At 40.0% G+C, this 19665-nt stretch carries 15 protein-coding genes; 8 read left to right on the forward strand and 7 right to left on the reverse strand.

Annotated elements, in window-relative coordinates; translation table 11 throughout:
* Nucleotides 1-82: 82 nt before the first annotated feature.
* Nucleotides 83-1519, reverse strand: a complete 1437-nt coding sequence (locus tag IEY40_RS09380; protein WP_188956009.1) for an alanine/glycine:cation symporter family protein — start codon at nucleotides 1517-1519, stop codon at nucleotides 83-85.
* A 521-nt stretch (nucleotides 1520-2040) separates the two neighbouring features.
* Here IEY40_RS09380 and IEY40_RS09385 point away from each other — a divergent pair.
* The 5 genes from IEY40_RS09385 to IEY40_RS09405 all read left to right on the forward strand — a co-directional run bounded on the left by IEY40_RS09385 (nucleotide 2041) and on the right by IEY40_RS09405 (nucleotide 9791).
* On the forward strand, nucleotides 2041-4407 hold the full coding sequence (locus IEY40_RS09385) for a phosphoketolase family protein (RefSeq protein ID WP_188955493.1): 2367 nt from the start codon (nucleotides 2041-2043) through the stop codon (nucleotides 4405-4407).
* Nucleotides 4408-4805: 398 nt separating this feature from the next.
* Nucleotides 4806-5921: an OmpA family protein gene (locus tag IEY40_RS09390; protein WP_188955495.1), complete on the forward strand. Its 1116-nt coding sequence runs from the start codon at nucleotides 4806-4808 to the stop codon at nucleotides 5919-5921.
* 295 nt (nucleotides 5922-6216) lie between these two features.
* The gene (gene tal, locus IEY40_RS09395; RefSeq protein WP_188955497.1) at nucleotides 6217-7170 is read left to right on the forward strand and encodes a transaldolase; all 954 of its coding nucleotides are present in this window, start codon (nucleotides 6217-6219) and stop codon (nucleotides 7168-7170) included.
* Nucleotides 7171-7185: 15 nt separating this feature from the next.
* Nucleotides 7186-8823 carry a glucose-6-phosphate isomerase gene (pgi, locus tag IEY40_RS09400; protein WP_188955499.1) on the forward strand — a complete coding sequence of 546 codons (1638 nt, stop codon included), beginning with the start codon at nucleotides 7186-7188 and terminating at the stop codon, nucleotides 8821-8823.
* Between the two features lie 782 nt (nucleotides 8824-9605).
* Nucleotides 9606-9791, forward strand: a complete 186-nt coding sequence (locus IEY40_RS09405) for a DUF3545 family protein (RefSeq protein ID WP_160053078.1) — start codon at nucleotides 9606-9608, stop codon at nucleotides 9789-9791.
* A gap of 106 nt (nucleotides 9792-9897) precedes the next feature.
* Here the strand turns inward: IEY40_RS09405 and IEY40_RS09410 are convergent, their stop codons facing one another.
* From IEY40_RS09410 to thrA, 4 genes are all read right to left on the reverse strand, one after another.
* Nucleotides 9898-10443 (reverse strand): hemerythrin domain-containing protein, encoded by a 546-nt coding sequence (locus IEY40_RS09410; RefSeq protein WP_188955501.1) that lies wholly within the window; start codon nucleotides 10441-10443, stop codon nucleotides 9898-9900.
* 225 nt (nucleotides 10444-10668) lie between these two features.
* Complete coding sequence (thrC, locus tag IEY40_RS09415) at nucleotides 10669-11952, reverse strand: threonine synthase (RefSeq protein WP_188955503.1); 1284 nt, start codon at nucleotides 11950-11952, stop codon at nucleotides 10669-10671.
* 44 nt (nucleotides 11953-11996) lie between these two features.
* Nucleotides 11997-12956 (reverse strand): homoserine kinase, encoded by a 960-nt coding sequence (gene thrB, locus IEY40_RS09420; RefSeq protein ID WP_188955506.1) that lies wholly within the window; start codon nucleotides 12954-12956, stop codon nucleotides 11997-11999.
* Nucleotides 12953-15421 carry a bifunctional aspartate kinase/homoserine dehydrogenase I gene (gene thrA / locus IEY40_RS09425; protein ID WP_188955508.1) on the reverse strand — a complete coding sequence of 823 codons (2469 nt, stop codon included), beginning with the start codon at nucleotides 15419-15421 and terminating at the stop codon, nucleotides 12953-12955. The genes thrB and thrA overlap by 4 nt, the downstream gene beginning before the upstream one ends.
* 711 nt (nucleotides 15422-16132) lie before the next feature.
* Here thrA and slyD point away from each other — a divergent pair.
* Both slyD and IEY40_RS09435 read left to right on the forward strand, forming a co-directional pair.
* The gene (gene slyD / locus IEY40_RS09430) at nucleotides 16133-16699 is read left to right on the forward strand and encodes a peptidylprolyl isomerase (RefSeq protein ID WP_188955510.1); all 567 of its coding nucleotides are present in this window, start codon (nucleotides 16133-16135) and stop codon (nucleotides 16697-16699) included.
* A 221-nt stretch (nucleotides 16700-16920) separates the two neighbouring features.
* Nucleotides 16921-17298, forward strand: a complete 378-nt coding sequence (locus IEY40_RS09435) for a hypothetical protein (protein ID WP_188955512.1) — start codon at nucleotides 16921-16923, stop codon at nucleotides 17296-17298.
* A gap of 28 nt (nucleotides 17299-17326) precedes the next feature.
* On the opposite strand, the gene trpR is transcribed toward IEY40_RS09435, so the two are convergent.
* Entirely contained in the window at nucleotides 17327-17605 is a 279-nt protein-coding gene (gene trpR / locus IEY40_RS09440; RefSeq protein ID WP_188955514.1) for a trp operon repressor, read from the reverse strand.
* 547 nt (nucleotides 17606-18152) lie between these two features.
* On the opposite strand from trpR, the gene IEY40_RS09445 reads away from it, so the two are divergent.
* On the forward strand, nucleotides 18153-18602 hold the full coding sequence (locus tag IEY40_RS09445; protein WP_188955516.1) for a c-type cytochrome: 450 nt from the start codon (nucleotides 18153-18155) through the stop codon (nucleotides 18600-18602).
* A gap of 194 nt (nucleotides 18603-18796) precedes the next feature.
* On the opposite strand, the gene IEY40_RS09450 is transcribed toward IEY40_RS09445, so the two are convergent.
* Nucleotides 18797-19462: a cytochrome b/b6 domain-containing protein gene (locus IEY40_RS09450; RefSeq protein ID WP_188955518.1), complete on the reverse strand. Its 666-nt coding sequence runs from the start codon at nucleotides 19460-19462 to the stop codon at nucleotides 18797-18799.
* Between the last annotated feature and the right edge of the window lie 203 nt (nucleotides 19463-19665).

Below are 19665 nucleotides of genomic sequence, written 5' to 3' on the forward strand. Positions count from 1 at the left end.
TCATGGCTTTATGATACTTAACTGACATAAAAAAACCATGCCGAAATAGCATGGTTTTTTCGATTGCCCTAACCTACAAATACTATTTTTTAGCGGGTTCGGTAGAATTAGGCCAAATTTTCTCTTCTAACTGATCGGCTAATTCTGGGAATTTACTCGTGTCAAACTTAGGATCAATACCTGCATCGATTTGCTCACGATAATCATTGATCACTCTTACCGCTAGTCCAGATAACAATACTAATGCGACTAAATTGACAATCGCCATCAAGCCCATTGATACATCCGCTAAATCCCACACCAAGCTAATTTTCGCCATAGAACCGAACATCACCATGGCCAAAACGACTAAACGGAACGCTGGTAAAGCCTTTTTACTGTTACCAGACAAAAACATTACGTTGGTCTCAGCGTATGAGTAGTTAGCAATAATAGATGTGAAACAAAATAACAGAATTGCAAAAGCAATAAATGCCCCGCCCCAATCCCCAACATGGCTTGTTAATGCACTAATGGTTTTAGCAATACCGTCAGAACCTGCCGCGGCATCACCAGAAAGCAAAATAATTGCTGCGGTAGCTGTACAAATCACGATTGTGTCTACAAACACGCCCATCATTTGCACAAAACCTTGTGACGCTGGATGATTAGGGTTAGGTGAAGCACTTGCGGCAACGTTTGCCGCACTACCCATGCCTGCCTCGTTTGAGAAAAGACCACGTGCAATACCCGCTTGCATTGCTTGAGCAACACTATATGCAATACCACCTGCTGCCGCTTCTTGCCAGCCAAATGCACTGTTTATCACGAGCATGAATACATCTGGCAGTTTTTCAATATTCATCGCAACAACGACAAAGGCGATAGCAATATACGCAATAGCCATCACTGGAACGATTAACTCTGAGGCTTTAGCGACTTTCTTTAATCCGCCCACAATCACAAATGCACTGCATATAACAATACCGATACCGACATAGATAGGTTCAAACCCAAATACTTGAGTCATAGCACCGGTAATCGTATTGGCTTGCACAGCATTAAAGACTAAGCCAAACGCTAAAATTAAGAAGAATGAGAACAACACGCCCATCCAGCGTTGACCTAAGCCTTTTTCCATATAATAAGCTGGGCCGCCACGGTATTGGCCGTCGCCGTCTTTCACTTTATAAACCTGCGCCAATGTTGACTCAATCATGGCTGTAGCCATACCTAAAACGGCAATGGCCCACATCCAAAATACTGCGCCAGGACCAGCTGTACCAATTGCAACCGCTACACCGGCCATATTACCAGCACCGACACGAGCGGCCATACTGGTACAAAAAACCTGAAATGATGATAACCCGTGCTTACCAGGGCGACGACTTATAGCCAATACTTTAATACCATGAACAAAATGGGTTAGTTGTATAAAGCCAAGGCGAATAGTGAAAAACAGACCTGCACCTACCAGGCCATAGACTAACAATTTACCCCAAAGCAAACTGTTCATGAAATTAACAATCGTTTCTAACATTGCCATATTGTTTTATTTTCCCCGTTATAGGTTATTTTTTTATTTCAGGTTTAGACCTGAATATTAATCTCTTCATAAACAGACTGAGCACGTCATTGTGCAAACTGTTTTGCGTTAAACGTTTTACCGTTTAAAAATATCAACGTTAATCAATCATTATAAAAGCTAAAGTATGCATATTCATAGGGATTGTTTTGTGAGGTCTTTGAATGCTAAAAGCATGTTACCTAGCAGATATTTTACATAAGTAAATGACACGTTCAGGTAACACAAATAAAACAAAATACCGCAAGTGACCGCTATCACACTTTAACACTTCTGCTATTAATGCTCTATTCATAATACCTCCACAAATCGTTACTAAATTTCAAGCAGTTAGCCCGATAACGATTAAAAGTGCGATCTAACATCAAATTCATTACTCAAAACTTAGATAAAGGCCACATTATTGTAACTAAATTACGAATACAGTGTTTCCCAAGAAAGTTAATCAAATATTTTCACTTTTAATCGAGGTCACTATGACTAACTCAAATGAGATCACAGCGCTAAAAAAATATGTAAGAGCAACTAACTTCCTTGCTACTTCACAAATTTACCTAAAGCAAAACGTACTTTACAAACGTTCTTTACAGCATACTGATATCAAACCACGCCTGTTGGGCCATTGGGGGACGTGTCCTGGTATCAACTTCGTTTATGCCAACGTAAACCGCCTTATTGTTAAACATAATCGTGAATTCATTTACCTTGTTGGTCCTGGCCACGGCTTCCCTGCTGTTCAAGCAAACTTATTTATGGAAGGTTCTTTAAGCCATTTCTACCCTGATACAATTCCGTTTACAGAAACAGGTATCGAAGATATCTGTAAAAAATTCTCGGCAGCATATGGTTACCCATCACACGCAAACCCAGAAGCGCCAGGACAAATCCTTGAAGGCGGTGAACTTGGTTATTCATTATCTGTAGCTTGGGGCTCTGTATTAGATAATCCTAACCTTATTGCAGCATGTTTAATTGGTGACGGCGAAGCAGAAACCGGTCCATTAGCGGCATCTTGGTACGCAAACCGTTTAGTGTCTCCAGATAATAACGGTGCAGTTTTACCTATCGTTCACATCAACGGTTACAAAATCTCAGGTCCTACTCGTATGGGGCGTATGAGCCATGAAGAACTTGATTTAGAATTCCGTGGTCTGGGTTACCACCCAATCATTGTTGACGATGAACTGGATACCGATATCTATGAGCAGATGACCGCTGCGATGGATTTATCTTATGACATGATTACCGATATACAGCGCCGTGCTCGCTCTGGCGAAGATGTTGTTAAACCACGCTGGCCTGTTATCTTAATGAGAACAGCCAAAGGCTGGACTGGTACTTCTGAGTATGCAGGTAAAAAGCTTGAAGGTAACTGCGAATCTCACCAGGTTATCGTCAATAACTGTGCAACCGATAAAGGTCATTTAGAAGCGCTTGATCAATGGCTAGCGAGTTATAAGTTTGATGAACTAGTGCAAACTACCGCTGCTGGTGAATTAGTATTTGATAAAGACATTTTATCTTTAGTACCGCCAAAAGACTTATGTTGTGGTCGTCAGCGTCTAAGTTACGGTGGCGAAGTAGTGCGTGCCTTAGCTAACCCAGATCTTGCTAAGTTAGGTTATGGCGCTGAAACGCCTCGTGGCCAACGTGGTTTTTCAATGTTAAAAATGGGCCAATGGATGCGCGATGCATTCAAGCTTAACCGCGATCAACGTAACTTGCGCATCTTCAGCCCTGACGAAACTTACTCAAATCAATTACAAGCTGTATTTGAAGAAACAGATCGCGCTTGGCAGTGGCCAATTGAGAGCTGGGATGAAGATATGTCTCGTGACGGTCGTGTCATTGAGCTGTTATCTGAAAACTTACTTTTTGGTATGTTACATGGCTACACAGTAACAGGCCGTCACGGTATGTTCCCAACTTATGAAGCTTTCTCTCAAGTCGTATCATCAATGGCTGACCAGTACTGTAAATATGTGCATGCTAGCCAAGACATACATTTCCGTAAGCCAATCCCTGCATGTAACGTGGTATTGTCTTCGCTATTAGAACGTCAAGATCACAACGGTTATTCTCACCAGAACCCGTCTTTCCTTGGCGCGATGCTTGAGAAGCACCCAAATATTATCTCAGCTTATTTACCAGCAGATGCTAACAGCACCTTGGTGTATACCGAAAAAGCATATGCTGATCGTGACAAATTAAACATCATTGTTGCTGGTAAAAAAGCACTGCCACAATGGTTATCACTTGATGAAGCCCGTAAGCAAGCGAAAGACGGCATGATGGTGTGGGATTTTGCTTCAGATAATAATCCTGATGTTGTTTTGGCTGGCTGTGGTGATTACGCGACTCAAGAATGTATGGCTTCATTGGTACTCATTCGTGAAATATTACCACGAGTACGTATCCGTTTCGTCAGTGTATCAGAGCTACACAGCAGTGGCTTAGGCAGTCTTGAGTTCCAAAGCAAACCTTGGATGATGGATGAAGTTTTCACTGAAGATAAAGGCGTTGTCTTTAACTATCATGGTTATCCAAATACCATCAAAAAGTTAGTATTTGATTATAAAGGTAACCGTCGTTTCCGCATTAAAGGCTATGAAGAAGAAGGTTCAACCACGACACCATTTGATATGGGGGTTCGTAACGGAACATCTCGCTATCATTTAGTGATTGATATGGCGTACAAATTATTCCAACAAGGTGTAATTGATGAATCACAACATGTGACTATCACTACTGACATGTTACAGCGTCTTGTTGACCATAAGAACTACATTAAAGCTAATGGTGTCGATCCAGAAGAAATTGAAAACTGGGTGTGGACGCGTTAATTTAAGTCTATATAACTAATAAAAATACGCCTTAGTGGCGTATTTTTTTTTCAAGATTACCAAATATATCGATAAATTAAGGTTTCTTTGAGTAACTTATTAAAAATAAAGGCGATATTTATAATTGATTTTTAATCATTCACAGTTATGAACAACGACTCTTAGCACATGTTTTTGTTAAGCTTTTCATTTAAAAGTTATTTCTTGTACAGTGAATTTTAATTAACCATTACAAAAAATTAATCCTTTTTACTATGGAAAAACATCTAATTACAGCCCATAATTGCGCCGCTGACTAAAATACAAAGAATCACCACGCTAAGTGTCAGTAATGCATGACCCTAACAACTCCGTTACATGCATGTATGGTGGAGTAAAATAACAATGGACTAAAAAATATGATGAAGAACACATTAAAAGTAGTATTACTCACCTCTATGTTACCTTTCGCAGCATCTGCAGCAGAAGGCCTAACGCCTTGGTATGTTGGTGGTGGTTTAGGTATCAACGATTACGAACAGAACTGCGACAACGCATTAACATGTGGTGACGACGACCCATATGCTTGGGATGTGTTTGGTGGTTACTTATTTAACGAATATATCGGTATCGAATTAGGCTACCGTGATCTAGGTAACGCAGATTGGACTGGTAATGACAGCCGTAAATATGATGTTGGCGCTTCAGGTGTTAGCGTTGGTATTGTAGGTTTTTACCCGTTAGCTGATAAGTGGAGCCTTTCTTCAGAAGTAGGTACTTACAGCTATTTATTAGAAAACGACCAGAAATTTAATGGTAATAACCTAAGCGATTCAGGTGTTGCCCTATTTGTTGGTGCTGGTGTTGGTTATAACTTTACTGACAACCTAAAGTTACAAGCAAAATATCGTCGTTATGAAAACATGGACGCCGATGTATTAAATAACTTGAAAATGGAAAGCAACTACTGGGGATTAGCATTAAGCTACCGCTTTGGTACTGCTGCTGCAGCTCCTGTTGCCGCTGCACCAGTTGTAGCCGCTGTTGTTGCCGCTGCTCCTGGCGATGATGATAAAGATGGTGTAACAAACAACATCGACAAGTGTCCAGATACACCAATGACTCATAAAGTAGATGCAACTGGTTGTACTGTTTATGAAAACGTAACAACTAAATATGACTTAGGTGGTATTTTATTTGCTAACGATTCAGCTGAAATCCGCGCGGGTTCATTTGCTGATTTAGAAAAACTAGCAGACCACTTAAACAAATATCCACAGCACACTGTATCTATCGAAGGCCATGCGTCTAACGTAGGTAAAGCTGCATATAACATGAAGCTTTCTGAGCGTCGTGCAGTAGCTGTTGCAAGCTCATTAAATACTAAGTACGGTATCAACAGTACTCGTATCAGTTCTATTGGTTATGGTGTAACTAAACCAGTTATGCAAGGTAGCTCAGCTGAAGCAAACCGTGTAAACCGTCGCATCGAAGCGATTGTTACTGGTACTGAAAAACGTCCAGTAATGCGTTAATCTTTACATTTTTACGCTACACTTTAAAAGTCGCTGCTTGCAGCGGCTTTTTTATTTTCAGAACAGCCTAAATTGAGCAAAACACTGATAACCACTGACGTTGCTGTGATAGAGTTGCAAGCGCCTTTCAATTTGGTTAACCAATTCTGTTCATTTAGCAACAATATCAGCCGAAAAAGGGCGAAAAATAAGGGTTATTTCGTAATTTTTTTACAAATTAAGTTGGAATAATCATTAAAATCGCTTCTAATAAAGATATAGTTCTATATTAATTGCTTACCGAGAGGAAATTTTCATGGCCAACACACTCGCGCAACTCAAATCATTCACCACCATCGTTGCTGATACCGGCGATATAGAGGCAATTAAGCGTTACCAGCCTGAAGATGCGACCACCAACCCATCATTAATCTTAAAAGCATCTCAAATCCCAGAATATGCACCGCTTATTGATGATGCTATCGCATGGTCTAAGACACAGAGCAGCAATATTGAACAACAAATTGAAGATGCAGGTGATAAGCTTGCTGTGAATATCGGTGTTGAAATCTTAAAAATAGTTCCAGGCCGCATCTCAACAGAAGTTGATGCTCGTCTATCTTTTGATAAACAACGCTCAATTGATAAAGCGCATAAGCTAATCAAGCTTTATAAAGAAGCGGGTATCGACAAATCTCGTATCTTGATTAAGCTAGCTTCAACTTGGGAAGGTATTTGTGCAGCAAAAGAGCTAGAAAAAGAAGGTATAAACTGTAACTTAACCTTACTATTTAGCTTTGCTCAAGCAAGAGCATGTGCTGAAGCTGGTGTTTATCTTATTTCTCCTTTTGTTGGCCGTATTCTAGATTGGTATAAAAAAGACACTGGTCAAGATTACACAGCGCAAACCGATCCTGGTGTTGTTTCTGTGACAGAAATCTATGACTACTACAAGCAACACGGTTACAACACAGTCGTGATGGGTGCTAGTTTCAGAAACATCGGTGAAATTATAGAACTAGCGGGTTGTGATCGCTTAACCATTGGCCCTGCACTACTTGAAGAGCTCGCCAACACTGACGTGACAATTAGCCGTAAGCTTGTAGCGACAACATCAACCGTTGCAGCACCAACAGCATTAACTGAAGAACAATTCCGTTGGGCATTTAACGAAGATCCGATGGCCGTTGATAAATTAGCCGAAGGCATTCGCAACTTTGCTATTGACCAAGGTAAGCTAGAAGTTATGTTAAAAACCAAATTAAGCTAGTTGGAGACTTTACTCGTGACTAAACTCACTCAAAGTACGACGTGGAAAGCATTACAGGCTCATACAAGCCAGTTGCCCCATATGCGTGAACTCTTTGCTCAAAACCCACAACGTTTCGAGCAAATGAGTGTTAAAGCATGTGGGCTATTTTTAGATTATTCTAAAAACCGTATCAACGATGGCACACTTGAGCTACTTTTTTCACTGGCGAATGAAGCAAACTTAAGCGAAAAAATTACTGCGATGTTCAAAGGCGACGTGATTAACAATACTGAGCAGCGCTCTGTATTGCACACAGCTCTTAGAAGTAAAGCAGATCAACAAATCATAACGGAAGGCGCGGATATCGTACCTGAAGTGCAGCAAACTTTAAGTAAGATGGCTGGATTTGTTGAGTCAGTACAATCTGGTCAATGGAAAGGCTATACCGGCAAATCTATTACTGACATTGTGAGTATAGGCATTGGTGGCTCATTTCTTGGGCCTAAGATAGTCTCTCAAGCATTAAGACCATATTGGCAAGCAGGACTTAATTGCCACTTTGTTGCCAACGTTGATGCATCATCAATTTGTGAGAAGCTTAAAGGCTTAAATGCCGAAACCACGTTATTTGTTATGTCATCGAAGTCATTCGGTACTCAAGAGACGCTAACAAATACATTAAGCGCCAAAAATTGGTTTTTAGCTCAAGGTGCAACGCAACAAGATATTGCTCAACACTTTGTTGCGGTGACATCTAACGTAGCAAAAGCCACTGATTTCGGTATGGATGCAAACAACATTTTCCCAATGTGGGATTGGGTTGGTGGCCGTTACTCATTATGGTCTGCAATTGGTTTACCTATAGCGCTGCTTGTCGGCATGGATAACTTCAAAGCTTTGCTCGATGGCGCTCATCAAATGGATGAACATTTTGCATCGACTCCTTTAGAGCAAAATATGCCCGTTATCATGGCGATGCTATCTGTGCTATATGGTAACTTCCATGGTGCCCAATCACATGTAATTTTAACCTACGACCATTATTTACGTGGTTTACCCGCCTACTTCCAACAGCTAGACATGGAAAGTAACGGTAAGTCTGTCACTCTTGATGGTACCGATGTAGATTACAGTACTGGCCCTGTTATTTGGGGCGGCGAAGGGACTAATGGCCAACATGCCTATCACCAGTTGCTTCACCAAGGTACGGCATTAATTCCTGCTGACTTTATTATGCCACTGCAAAGCCATAATCCTTTGGGCGAACATCATGATCAACTTGCATCAAATTGTTTTGGTCAAACCCAAGCATTAATGCAGGGACGCACATACGATGAAGCATTAGCTGAGTTAGGTAGCAGTAAGCTTAATGATCAAGAAAAATCCCTTATCGCTAAGCATAAAGTTATGTCCGGCAATAAGCCAAGTAATACCTTATTGATGGACAAGTTAACCCCTACCACCTTAGGTGCGTTAATTGCGCTATATGAACACCGTACATTTGTACAAGGTGCAATATGGCAAATAAACTCATTTGATCAATGGGGTGTTGAACTAGGTAAACAGCTAGGCAATGATGTACTCGAGCGAATTGGTGCTAAGCAAGATGCAACGGAGCTAGACGCATCGAGTAATGCATTAGTGAATATTTATCGTCAAGGTAAACTATAACACTCAAGTTTGCTAAGGCCTGTGCTGTGAATGAATTATGCCGCTCACTTAAACCTGAGTGGCATTTTTATTACCCTGAATAGGCCCCTACCTCTTTATTGCAATATATTTGTACAAATCCACCAGCCTCATTACATCAATTCAACCTAATCAACCATATTCCTTGCTTTAAGCCACCAATCAACGAAGTACGATTCAAATATTGTTGAGTGAGCATGATAAAAGCAAAGAGTGAATCGCTTGAGGTTAAACCTTAATATTAACATTATTCAGATAACGCTTTTCGTCGCATCGAAATAAACAGATAAACTCATCTTCAAGTGATTAGTTTAATTAACGAAAATCGAATATAGCTAGGGCTGTTGATCTTTACTGGTGGAATGTTATTCGAGATAAAAACGAATTAAGCGCGGCGAGTGAAGTGTAGCCTAGCAATCTAAGCAAAATTCACTCAACAAAACGTAACTCGTTTTTAGCCGAATCTGTCGGACAGCGCTTGTTGGCCATTTTTACTGCGTTATCGGCTTATTATGTAGAATAACTACACTGCAAAGCCTCTGCCGCGCAGTTGTATATGTGAGTAATTGTCAACAATTCGCTGTAAAAATAACCTTAAAAGATCAACTGCCCCTAGTTAATACATGTGTTTTATTGTCGAATATAGTCGACATTCACTAAAACGTGATGTTTTAGTAACGTAAATGCAACACAAGTATTGCACCCTATAGTTGAAATATGATACTTATTTGTGCAGAGACATCATAATAACAAGGGAGGTTACCATGGATCGATTAGACTATGGTGGTGCGCTAGACGAAGTTGTTGAAAGACCAAGCCGCTCAAAAAGCTCGTCCAAGAAACGTAAATGGCGTGAAATTGAAGCCATTAAAGATAAACAACGTTTACTCAAGGAATTGCAAGATATCGATGATTCATTCGATTTCGATGTTAGTACATTAGTCCTCTAATACTAAAAATGCACAATCTTTGATTGTCGCTAACATCCATAAAAAGAGCGCATCATGCGCTCTTTTTGTTATTGCTACTGTTAATGTTGCATCCATTACATAAAGATTATAAAGGCTTATCAACCCTGTCTATGTAAGCTCGTAGGTCCTCAAACATTGATTTATCATTATCATTAAAAAGCGGATCATCAACCAATCGCTGCTGACATAATATTGCAACCCTATCCCAATCGTTATCGTCTAAGGTACTGACAAAAAGCGGAAAAACTTCTCGTTCTTCATACTCCATATGCAATTGCTGCAATTGAATATAATCCTTTAAGTCTTTTATCAATTTTTCACGAGAAATAACCACATCAGACAAAATCATATTTAAGCTGTAAATAAGTGAGCCAGATGCTTCAGCTAACCGATGATGCTCGTTATATAATTGTCCACAATTTGCTAAGCCGGCTTTATTGCTATAGTAGTCAAAAATAATATCTTCTAGGGGATGATGACTATGCTCTGCATAACCTTGCATATACTCAACAATATCCCTGACAAGATTAAAATTAACCCCATTACCATCAGCTAATCGAGTCAATTTATTTGAAAGGATATTCAACAAAATGGCAATATGCTTATGATCGCGCATCAAACGTTGTAACATAACCTTCTCCAGTCATTTATATAATCAATACTAATGTATAAATAATAGCCAATATTCTTGTTTTTTCTAATCTACACTAGGATATACAAAATGAGGTATGACCAAGATCATAATATTGGAATATAAAAAACACCTAATACCTGTTATGCAGGTGGTTAGGTGTTTTTCTGTATGAATGGTACTGAAAACTATTGACTCTCGATCAATTAAGTTAGTATTAGAAGATTAAGTTAACACATTAAACATGTGTGCTTTTAGTACATCAAAATCTGCTGCAAACTCAGCTGATAGAATAGGTTTTTGTGCAACGGCAGCTAACTCAGGTGGTAAAGGTAGATTAATAGACAACTGTTTATCAACTACATCTTTAAACTTAGCGGGATGAGCTGTACCAAGAAATATTCCACTTTCGTTACCTGTTAAGCCCAAAGTTAGTGCATGTGCTGCAATAGCCGCATGCGGTTCAGATAAATAACCCACTTGGTAGAGTTGTGCTAACGCTGCCGCGGTATCAGATTCAGATAATGCAATACCTGTTACTAACGATAGCGGCCACCCCATTTGCTCACATATCGCTTCGACACGCGGCCAATTGCTTGGTTCTGACACATCCATAGCATTTGACATGGTTGCTACCGTTTTATAAGGCTGCCATGTTCCTTCTTGTAAATATCGAGGCACTGTATCATTACTGTTTGTCGCAGCAATAAAGCGTTTGATTGGTAATCCCATAGCTTTAGCAAATAAGCCCGCAGTTAAATTACCAAAATTACCGCTGGGTACAGACATAACAATCTCATCATTACCTGCATTTTTCGCTTGTGCGACAGCTTCAAAGTAATAACAAATCTGGGCTAATAAACGGCTAATATTAATTGAATTAGCTGAATTTAATGCCAAACCATCACGTACATCACTGTCGTCAAATGCTTGCTTAACTAAGTGCTGACAAGCATCAAAATCTGATGTTACAGCGACCGTATGAATGTTTTGACCTAACGTAGTAAACATTTTCTCTTGAAGTTCACTGATCTTGCCTTTTGGGTAAAGCACCATCACATTGACGTTATCTAAACCATAAAATGCGTCAGCAACGGCGGCTCCAGTGTCACCAGACGTCGCGGTGAGAATGGTCAGCTTTTTATTACCAGCAAGTAAATTGACACACTGGGCCATAAATCGGGCGCCAAAATCTTTAAACGCTAATGTTGGACCATGAAATAACTCTAAACAAGCACGTTTCTCGTCAACTTTGGCAAGCGGCACTTCAAAAGTAAACGCATTATCAACCAGTTTATCAACACTACTCTGACCCAACTCGTCTGCCAACCAAGCGCCCAATACTTTTTTGCTTCTTTGCGCAAAAGGCAAAGCCAACAATGCGTCAATATCAGCTAAAACAGGGATCGATTTTGGAAAAAACAACCCTCTGTCTTTGCCTAATCCCAGCTGTACTGCTTGACTGAAATTTACTACCTGTGATGGGTGTTTTAAATTATATAATTCCATTACGACTGCCTTTTCAATTTCAAATAAATAATGTCTAGATGCTGTTACACGCAGCGGGTACCTAACTGATCTAATTTACACACATGGGCAAATCCGCCAGACTGAGAAATATAGTGCTGCATCAGCCAGTCTTTCGCTTTTTCTGCGGTAGCTAAATCGTCAGTAACACTAAACAATGTTGGGCCGCTTCCGGAAATACCTGTCGTTAACATACCTAAGTTTGCCAATGCATCTCGTGCATCGGTATAGCCCGGTATGGCCGCTGCACGATAAGGTTCAGCTAAAACATCTTTGAGCATCTCAATTGCCAGTGGCGCATCTTGTTGGTAACTCGCGTGTACAAAAGCACTCAAGTAGCGGCCAAAATCAATGGCTACTGATTTATCATATTGTGCTGGCAGTAATTCACGCATTTTTGCAGTAGATAAAGAAATACCAGGATATGCAATCACCCAATACCAATTATCAAAGCTAGGTATAGCTGCACATGCTTTAGTACTTGAGTTGAGCATTAATTGCATGCCGCCCAAATAACAGGGTGCAACGTTATCGTAGTGAACACTGCCAGAAATTTTACCTTCAAACTCCCCCATTAAGCCTAGTAATGCCTGCTCATCAAATGGGTTACCAAAATGTTCGTTTAACGCATAGAGTGCGGCCACAACCGAGCTGGCACTAGAACCCAAGCCACTACCAACGGGAAGATTTTTTTCTAAACAAATTGCCACACCATCTTGGCGCTGCAGTTTATTTAAGAAGAATGCTGCACACTGATATACAATATTATCTTTACCTTCTGGCGGTAATTTATGTGCCCATTCACCAGTTTGGCTAAAGTTAACACCTGCGTCAGCGGCACTTATAATCACTCTATCACCTAGTAGTGAGCCATCTATAGGGGCTAGTGCTGCACCTAATAAATCAAATCCGACGCCCACATTACCCATTGATGCTGGAGCATACACAGTAAGGGTTTCTTGGCTTACATTTACCGCTTGATTCATAGCCCAACCTCACGAGTCCAATTTAAGGTTCTTAACACATCAGCAAATGCACCTGCGGCAGTGACAGCAGTGCCTGCACCATAACCTCTGAGAACAAACGGGATAGGTTGATAATAACGGCTATAGAATGCCAGCGCATTTTCGCCACCTTTGACACTGTATAAAGGATCTGTTGCATCGACCTCAACAATTCTCACATAGCATTGTCCTTCATCAATTTGGCCAACGTAACGCAATACTTTACCCTGTGCTTTAGCCGCATTCACGCGTGCAGATATTTCAGCATCTAGTGAAGGTAATTTAGCCATAAATTGGTTTACATCACCTGAATCGTCAAATGATGCAGGTAAAACAGATTCGATAGTAATATCACTTAACTCAAGTGGTAAACCGACCTCACGAGCAAGGATCAGCACTTTACGCGCTACATCCATACCACTTAAATCATCACGAGGATCGGGCTCAGTAAAGCACTTCTCACGCGCAATAGTTGTCGCTTCAGATAAGCTCATACCTTCATCGAGCATTCCAAAAATATACGATAACGACCCCGAAAGAATGCCGTTAAACTTATGCAACTTATCACCTGCGTATAGTAACTTTTTCAAATTATCAATCACTGGCAAGCCTGCACCTACAGTCGTTTCGTATAAAAATTGACGGCGTTGGGTTAACGCAGTTTGGCGCAGTGCTTGATAATAAGCATAATCGCGAGTATTAGATTTTTTGTTAGGTGTTACCACATGAAAACCGGCATTCATCACTTCAATGTAACGGTCTGATACCAATTCACTTGATGTACAATCAACAAGTACTGGGTTTAATAGCTGCTGTTCTTGGCCCCACTCCAGTAATTTGACTAAATCATAGTCTTGGCCTTTTTCAGTAAGCAAAGATTGCCAATCGTTAAGCTCGATACCTTCACTATTGAGTAACATTTGGCGCGAGTTGGCAATGCCACACACTCGAATACTGATATGTTGCTCTTTCAACATGGCCGCTTGCTGTTTTATTTGATCTAATAATCCAGCGCCAACATTGCCACTCCCAACTAAAAACACATCTACATATTGTTGAACATCAAAAAAGGCTTGATGACACGCACCGATAGCATGCTTGGTCTTTTTTTGCTGAATAACAGTTGAGATAGAACGCTCAGATGACCCTTGGGCAATTGCAACAATATTAACGCTAGCTTTAGCTAAAGCGCTGAAAAATTTTGCCGCGACACCTTTATGCGTCTTCATACCATCACCGATAAGTGACACTATCGACAAGTCTTGACGTTGCTCAATAGGTTCGAGCAACTCATTTTTAATTTCCAGCTCGAACTCTTGCTCTAAAGCCCATTTAGCTTTGTTTGCATCATGAGTCGCCACACAAAAGCTGATACTATATTCCGACGAGCTTTGGGTAATCAATGACACTGAAATACCACTTCGAGAGATAGCAGCTAATGTACGGCTCGCCATACCTACCATGCCTTTCATACCGGGGCCTGATACGTTAAACATGGTTTGATTGTCTAGATTTGAAATCGCTTTAACTTGTAAACCGGTTTGATCAGCCTCGTTTGACACTAAAGTTCCCGGAGCTGAAGGATTAAAGCTATTTTTGATGTAACAAGGAATGTGATACTGAGCAATCGGTGCAATCGTTTTTGGGTGTAATACTTTAGCGCCAAAATAAGATAACTCCATCGCCTCTTGATAACTTAACTGCGACAGCAGCTTTGCATCTGCGACAACCCGAGGGTCGGTGTTATACACACCATCAACGTCAGTCCAAATTTCACAGCTTGACGCATCTAAACAAGCAGCTAGAACTGCGGCAGAATAGTCTGAACCATTACGTCCTAACGTCACAACATTGCCGTGCGCATCAGCAGCAGTAAACCCAGGCATAACCCATACACGATATTGATCTAATGGGAGGACAGCGAAACGGGGCTTACTCACGCCAATATCAACAACCGATTCCAGTGGTTGACCTTGTCCCAAAAATAAAGCTACCGGATCTAATTGCGCTGAAGTCAGTCCCTTCGCTAACATGACTTGTTCCATTAACGCTGCAGACAAGCGTTCACCGGTTACAACAATTTGAGCTCGAACACTGTCAGGGCATTCAGCAAGTAACTTAACCCCATGCAATTTGTCTTGCCAAACGAGCATTTGCGCCGCTAACTTAGCAACTAACAACTCATATTGCTGCTTATTCAGTAATGACACTGATGCTTCGCTAAATAAACTGTTAAAAACCTGATTAATATGATCTAAAACAGGTTGGTAATCTTGTTGGCTCACAGCAAGATCAACCATTTCGAGTAAAGCATTTGTCACAGTGGCAGGAGCTGAAAGTACCGTAGCGACAGACTCAACAGATGAAGAATCTGCAATAATGTCTGCTGCCATTGAAAAACGTGACCAATTCGCCAGCGACGTTCCGCCAAATTTCATTACTTTCATTTACTTCTCCCTGTCACCAAACAATGATGACATTAATTTAATATACTGAATTAAAAACAAAAAAGCCCGCTTCTATTGTGGGAAGCGGGCTTGTTGTACAAATCTTTTAGGGTGTAATCAGCCCGCCCCCACTATGGTAATAGTGGTGGTTGTAATGGTAGTAATTACAACGAGCATAAGGGTATACATCTGATAATCTCTTGTTTCATTTAGCAACGCACAATAGCAAGCTGCCGAATTAGCTGATACACATTGGGTTACAGAATTGCTTTTTTTGCCCTATCTTGTCAACCCCTGCTTACAGTTTATTTCTAAGTTATTTTAGAAAATGAGTTGATTTAAATTATTTTCGATTTTCACAATTTCAAACTAGAGGGATTTCAATAGTTAAAGGTTCATTAAAACTTTGTTTACGTTCACGTCAACTGATGCATTTAGATAAATAATCTATTATTTTTCATAAGCATAGCGCAATACCTTGAGAGGTTGATAACGAACAAAAAACCTGACTTCACCAATAACAACTTAATGAACCCGAGCGTTGGACCTTGAGTTGAACAAGCTGATTTATTTTCATCTTAAAGGAGTTAATTTTAACAAGTCGCTTACAAAATACAAAAAGCTGTGATTGGATAAGCAAAAACTGATGTTTGTCATCGCAGTAGGCTTATAAAGTACGGTATGATGCGCACATCAAGAATTGGAGGCGATATGAAAATTACAAAACATGCAGCGGTCACGATTCATTACCGCTTATCTGATGAGCAAGGTGAATTAATCGAAAGTTCTTTTGAAGGTGAGCCGATGGTTTACCTTCACGGGACAGAAAATTTAATCCCTGGACTCGAATCTGTATTAGAAGGTAAAACTGCAGGCGAAAAAGTAGAAGCGGATATTCCTGCTGCACAAGGTTACGGTGAATATCACCCTGGGTTAAAGCAAGAAGTACCTATTAGTGCATTTGGTGACGTTGAAGACATTATCCCTGGTATGCGTTTTATTGCAGAAACCGAATTAGGCCAACGCCCAGTACAAGTTACTGAAGTCAAAGACGAAGTCATTGTTGTTGATGGTAATCACCCTCTAGCAGGGCAACAATTACATTTTAGCGTAGAAGTGATTGCTGTACGTGAAGCGACTGAAGAAGAGCTCGCTCATGGGCATATTCATGCCGAAGGCGGTTGTGGCAGCCACGGACATGATCACGACCATGAACACGGTTCTTGTGGTTCAGAAAAACCAGGTTGTGATGGTAATGGCGGCTGCGGCTGTCACTAATAATACTGAGAGATATCCCCTCAGCGTCATTAGAAAGTTTGAAAAAACATCAAGGCATTGTCTAAGCTCTAGGCAGTGCCTTTTTATTTACGTTATACTAAAATTGTAAATAACAACAATTAGTCAGACTTATCTTTACTGCTGTAATGGACAACGTCGTAGTAAAGATCCTTGCTAATTGTCTATCCATATAAGAATTAATACATAGCGACGGAGTGCTTATGTTAATTAAACCCGTATACGAATTACTACCTTACAGTTACATGGTGGTTGGCACGGTGAGCCTATTTTTACTCGAACCAAGCTACGCTTTAGTCGCTTCCATAGTCGTGTATTTATATGGTGCCCACGTCTATAACTTACGTTCAAAAAATCGTCGTACAGACCCCAAGAGAAAACGTAAACCAGGTGCTATACCTGAGACTTTATATGGCTTGATGCCCTTTATTTACGTGTTTTCGGCGCTCAGCCTTTACCGTTTCTATCCAAGGGACTCAAGCACATTATTTGCTTTATGCTTAGTCACCTACGGCGTTTATTTAATAATGAGGCGTTCAAGCTACCGTCACCATAAGTACCCCAAAGGCATACGTCAGTAAGAGCCTAAAATGCCAGGGAGCCAATTTTTTAATCCAGAATTAACTTTCTAACTTTGGCCCGCTGGCTTGGTGGCATATTCTTTAAATAATTTGAGCAACGTGTGATGGTCGCTATACTCACTTGATGTTCAGTAGCAATTTGTCGTTGGCTCATTTCTCCAGCAAGTAGTGTTTGGAACACTTGCAAACGACCAGATACAGCACTTCGCTCTTCCTCTGTAAGTAATAATTGAAACAAAACTGACAGGTCTTCATCATTTGCATGAGTTAATATTTTATCTACAACTAAATTCCAGTTGGCACGCATAATTTTTATTCTCTTTGTATTTATACCAATCTCACGAAATACTTGGTCAATTTACAACCACTTAGTTTTTTTCATTCTAGTTGCGTTGATATTAAAATGGCTGTTCACTTTTAAATCGATACAACATCAATGGAATATTTAAGAAGCTCCATTATGGCAAGTTTCAAAGTATTTTATACTTTGTTATATCCCTCTCAAATACAGCGACGTGGATGCCGGAGATCGAATAATGCAGTAGCAAGTTACCAAGAAAACTATGCGCTGAAAGTATCAGCCTTGCCTACAGCACTTTGGACTCCCTTGAAAGACTACATATTTAATTGGATTGTTATAATGCCGTAACAGTACAAGTGTATCAATTAAACTCACTACTTTGCAAAAATGCCCAGTTAATAATCTTTGAAAAACATATCGCATACATACATTAAAATTGTGTAGAATAAAATTGTGACTGATCGCACGTTTACTCACTAAGCAATATGTGTGACAGGCTTAAATAAGTGCTTATGGAACCCTTGCTATTACTAGAAAGAAGAGAAGGATCACGATGAAAAAGACATTACTTGCAATTGTAGCTACAGCAATAATAATTCCTGCTGCAATAGCTAATAACTTCGAAGAACCCGCTGACGCTATTAAATATCGTCAATCTGCATTTAGCTTAATCGCATACAACTTTGGCGACATGGGTGCAATGCTTAAAGGTAAAAAACCATTTGATGCTGCTGTATTTAGCAGCCGTGCAGACAATGTTGCAGCACTTTCGAAATTACCTCACGAGGGTTTTATCGCAGGATCAGATAAAGGAGATACTGAAGCGCTTGCAAAAGTGTGGCATGACAAAGCTGATTTCGACAGCAAAATGACAGCATTTCAAGATAACGCCGCGGCATTAGCTGTTGCAGCAAAATCTACTGACCAAAACCTTATTAAACAAGCTTTTGCTAACACAGGTAAAAGCTGTAAAGGTTGTCATGACGTGTACAAAAAAGATTAAAACTGTGTTTATCACATTCTAAATCGAGATAGACGTTTCAAAAAGCCCATATTTTATGGGCTTTTTGCTAGGTTTTTTCATTACTAATGAATTGTGTAAAACAAAGTTGAACATTTTTTAAGTTAATTTATTAGCTGTATTAACCAGCATTTTGCTCACTGTCAATGTTCACAACCGGTTGCACCCTATCTTATTTATAAAAAACTCACCACAGGTTCTAGTAGTAGCCACCAAATAAAACCAAAAATGACAGCAACAATAACTAAAGCCAACCAAGGCGAGCGTAAAACCGGCTTTGCAGTATGTTCCTCAACTTGCTTATAACCACTGAACATGGCTTTTAGAATATTATCGCCTTTAACAACATGTATTATTACAGCTAAAACATGAATCGCTGCCAAGGCCAAAATGATATTGAAATTTGTTTTATGCAACCAGGTTAACCAAGAGGCGGTATCGGACGACACAAGGTGAATTAGCGGACCCTCAGTAAAAATATCATCCGTAGCAAACAGTCCAGTAGTCAATTGCAATGCCAATAACCCTAATAACGCAAACACCATGTAACCCCCTAGAGGATTATGGCCAATTGTTGATGGTTTAGGTTGACTGGTCGCATACTGAATAACTTTTTTAGGGGATACAAAAAAATGACTAAACTTTGCGGTATCGCTGCCTACAAATCCCCACACTAATCTAAAAGCAATAAGCGTCATTAATACATAAGCCAGTACCTGATGCCACTGCATCTCACCAATGTCTGCAGTCCACCATAATCCACCTAATAAAGACACCATAGCCCAGTGGAATAAGCGTGTAGGAAAATCCCATACCTTAATTTTACGTTGTTCTATACTCATTAATAATCACTCTTGTCATTTTGCTTATAAGTTGATTATAAGCGAATCAAAAATGATTTAAATCATTTAGGTGGAGGTATCGTGGCTAAATAGAGAATTCTTGGCAAAGAAATAAGGAAACTAAAAACTAAAGCATAATTACACTGAAAGCATGCTGCACTGAGGAAGTTTTTTTAACATTTAATTGGCAATAAAGGTAATTG

The sequence above is a fragment of the Shewanella ulleungensis genome, from assembly GCF_014648315.1.
GTDB classification, from domain to species: Bacteria; Pseudomonadota; Gammaproteobacteria; order Enterobacterales; family Shewanellaceae; genus Shewanella; species Shewanella ulleungensis.

What these genes read in the sequence shown, in the direction of transcription:
- thrA (WP_188955508.1), bottom strand. Translation starts at nt 15,421, where the DNA reads ATGAAAGTAATGAAATTTGGCGGAACGTCGCTGGCGAATTGGTCACGT.
- thrC (WP_188955503.1), bottom strand. Translation starts at nt 11,952, where the DNA reads ATGGAATTATATAATTTAAAACACCCATCACAGGTAGTAAATTTCAGT.
- IEY40_RS09410 (WP_188955501.1), bottom strand. Translation starts at nt 10,443, where the DNA reads ATGTTACAACGTTTGATGCGCGATCATAAGCATATTGCCATTTTGTTG.
- IEY40_RS09450 (WP_188955518.1), bottom strand. Translation starts at nt 19,462, where the DNA reads ATGAGTATAGAACAACGTAAAATTAAGGTATGGGATTTTCCTACACGC.
- IEY40_RS09435 (WP_188955512.1), top strand. Translation starts at nt 16,921, where the DNA reads ATGTTAATTAAACCCGTATACGAATTACTACCTTACAGTTACATGGTG.
- IEY40_RS09385 (WP_188955493.1), top strand. Translation starts at nt 2,041, where the DNA reads ATGACTAACTCAAATGAGATCACAGCGCTAAAAAAATATGTAAGAGCA.
- IEY40_RS09390 (WP_188955495.1), top strand. Translation starts at nt 4,806, where the DNA reads ATGATGAAGAACACATTAAAAGTAGTATTACTCACCTCTATGTTACCT.
- IEY40_RS09445 (WP_188955516.1), top strand. Translation starts at nt 18,153, where the DNA reads ATGAAAAAGACATTACTTGCAATTGTAGCTACAGCAATAATAATTCCT.
- trpR (WP_188955514.1), bottom strand. Translation starts at nt 17,605, where the DNA reads ATGCGTGCCAACTGGAATTTAGTTGTAGATAAAATATTAACTCATGCA.
- IEY40_RS09380 (WP_188956009.1), bottom strand. Translation starts at nt 1,519, where the DNA reads ATGTTAGAAACGATTGTTAATTTCATGAACAGTTTGCTTTGGGGTAAA.
- thrB (WP_188955506.1), bottom strand. Translation starts at nt 12,956, where the DNA reads ATGAATCAAGCGGTAAATGTAAGCCAAGAAACCCTTACTGTGTATGCT.
- slyD (WP_188955510.1), top strand. Translation starts at nt 16,133, where the DNA reads ATGAAAATTACAAAACATGCAGCGGTCACGATTCATTACCGCTTATCT.
- tal (WP_188955497.1), top strand. Translation starts at nt 6,217, where the DNA reads ATGGCCAACACACTCGCGCAACTCAAATCATTCACCACCATCGTTGCT.
- IEY40_RS09405 (WP_160053078.1), top strand. Translation starts at nt 9,606, where the DNA reads ATGGATCGATTAGACTATGGTGGTGCGCTAGACGAAGTTGTTGAAAGA.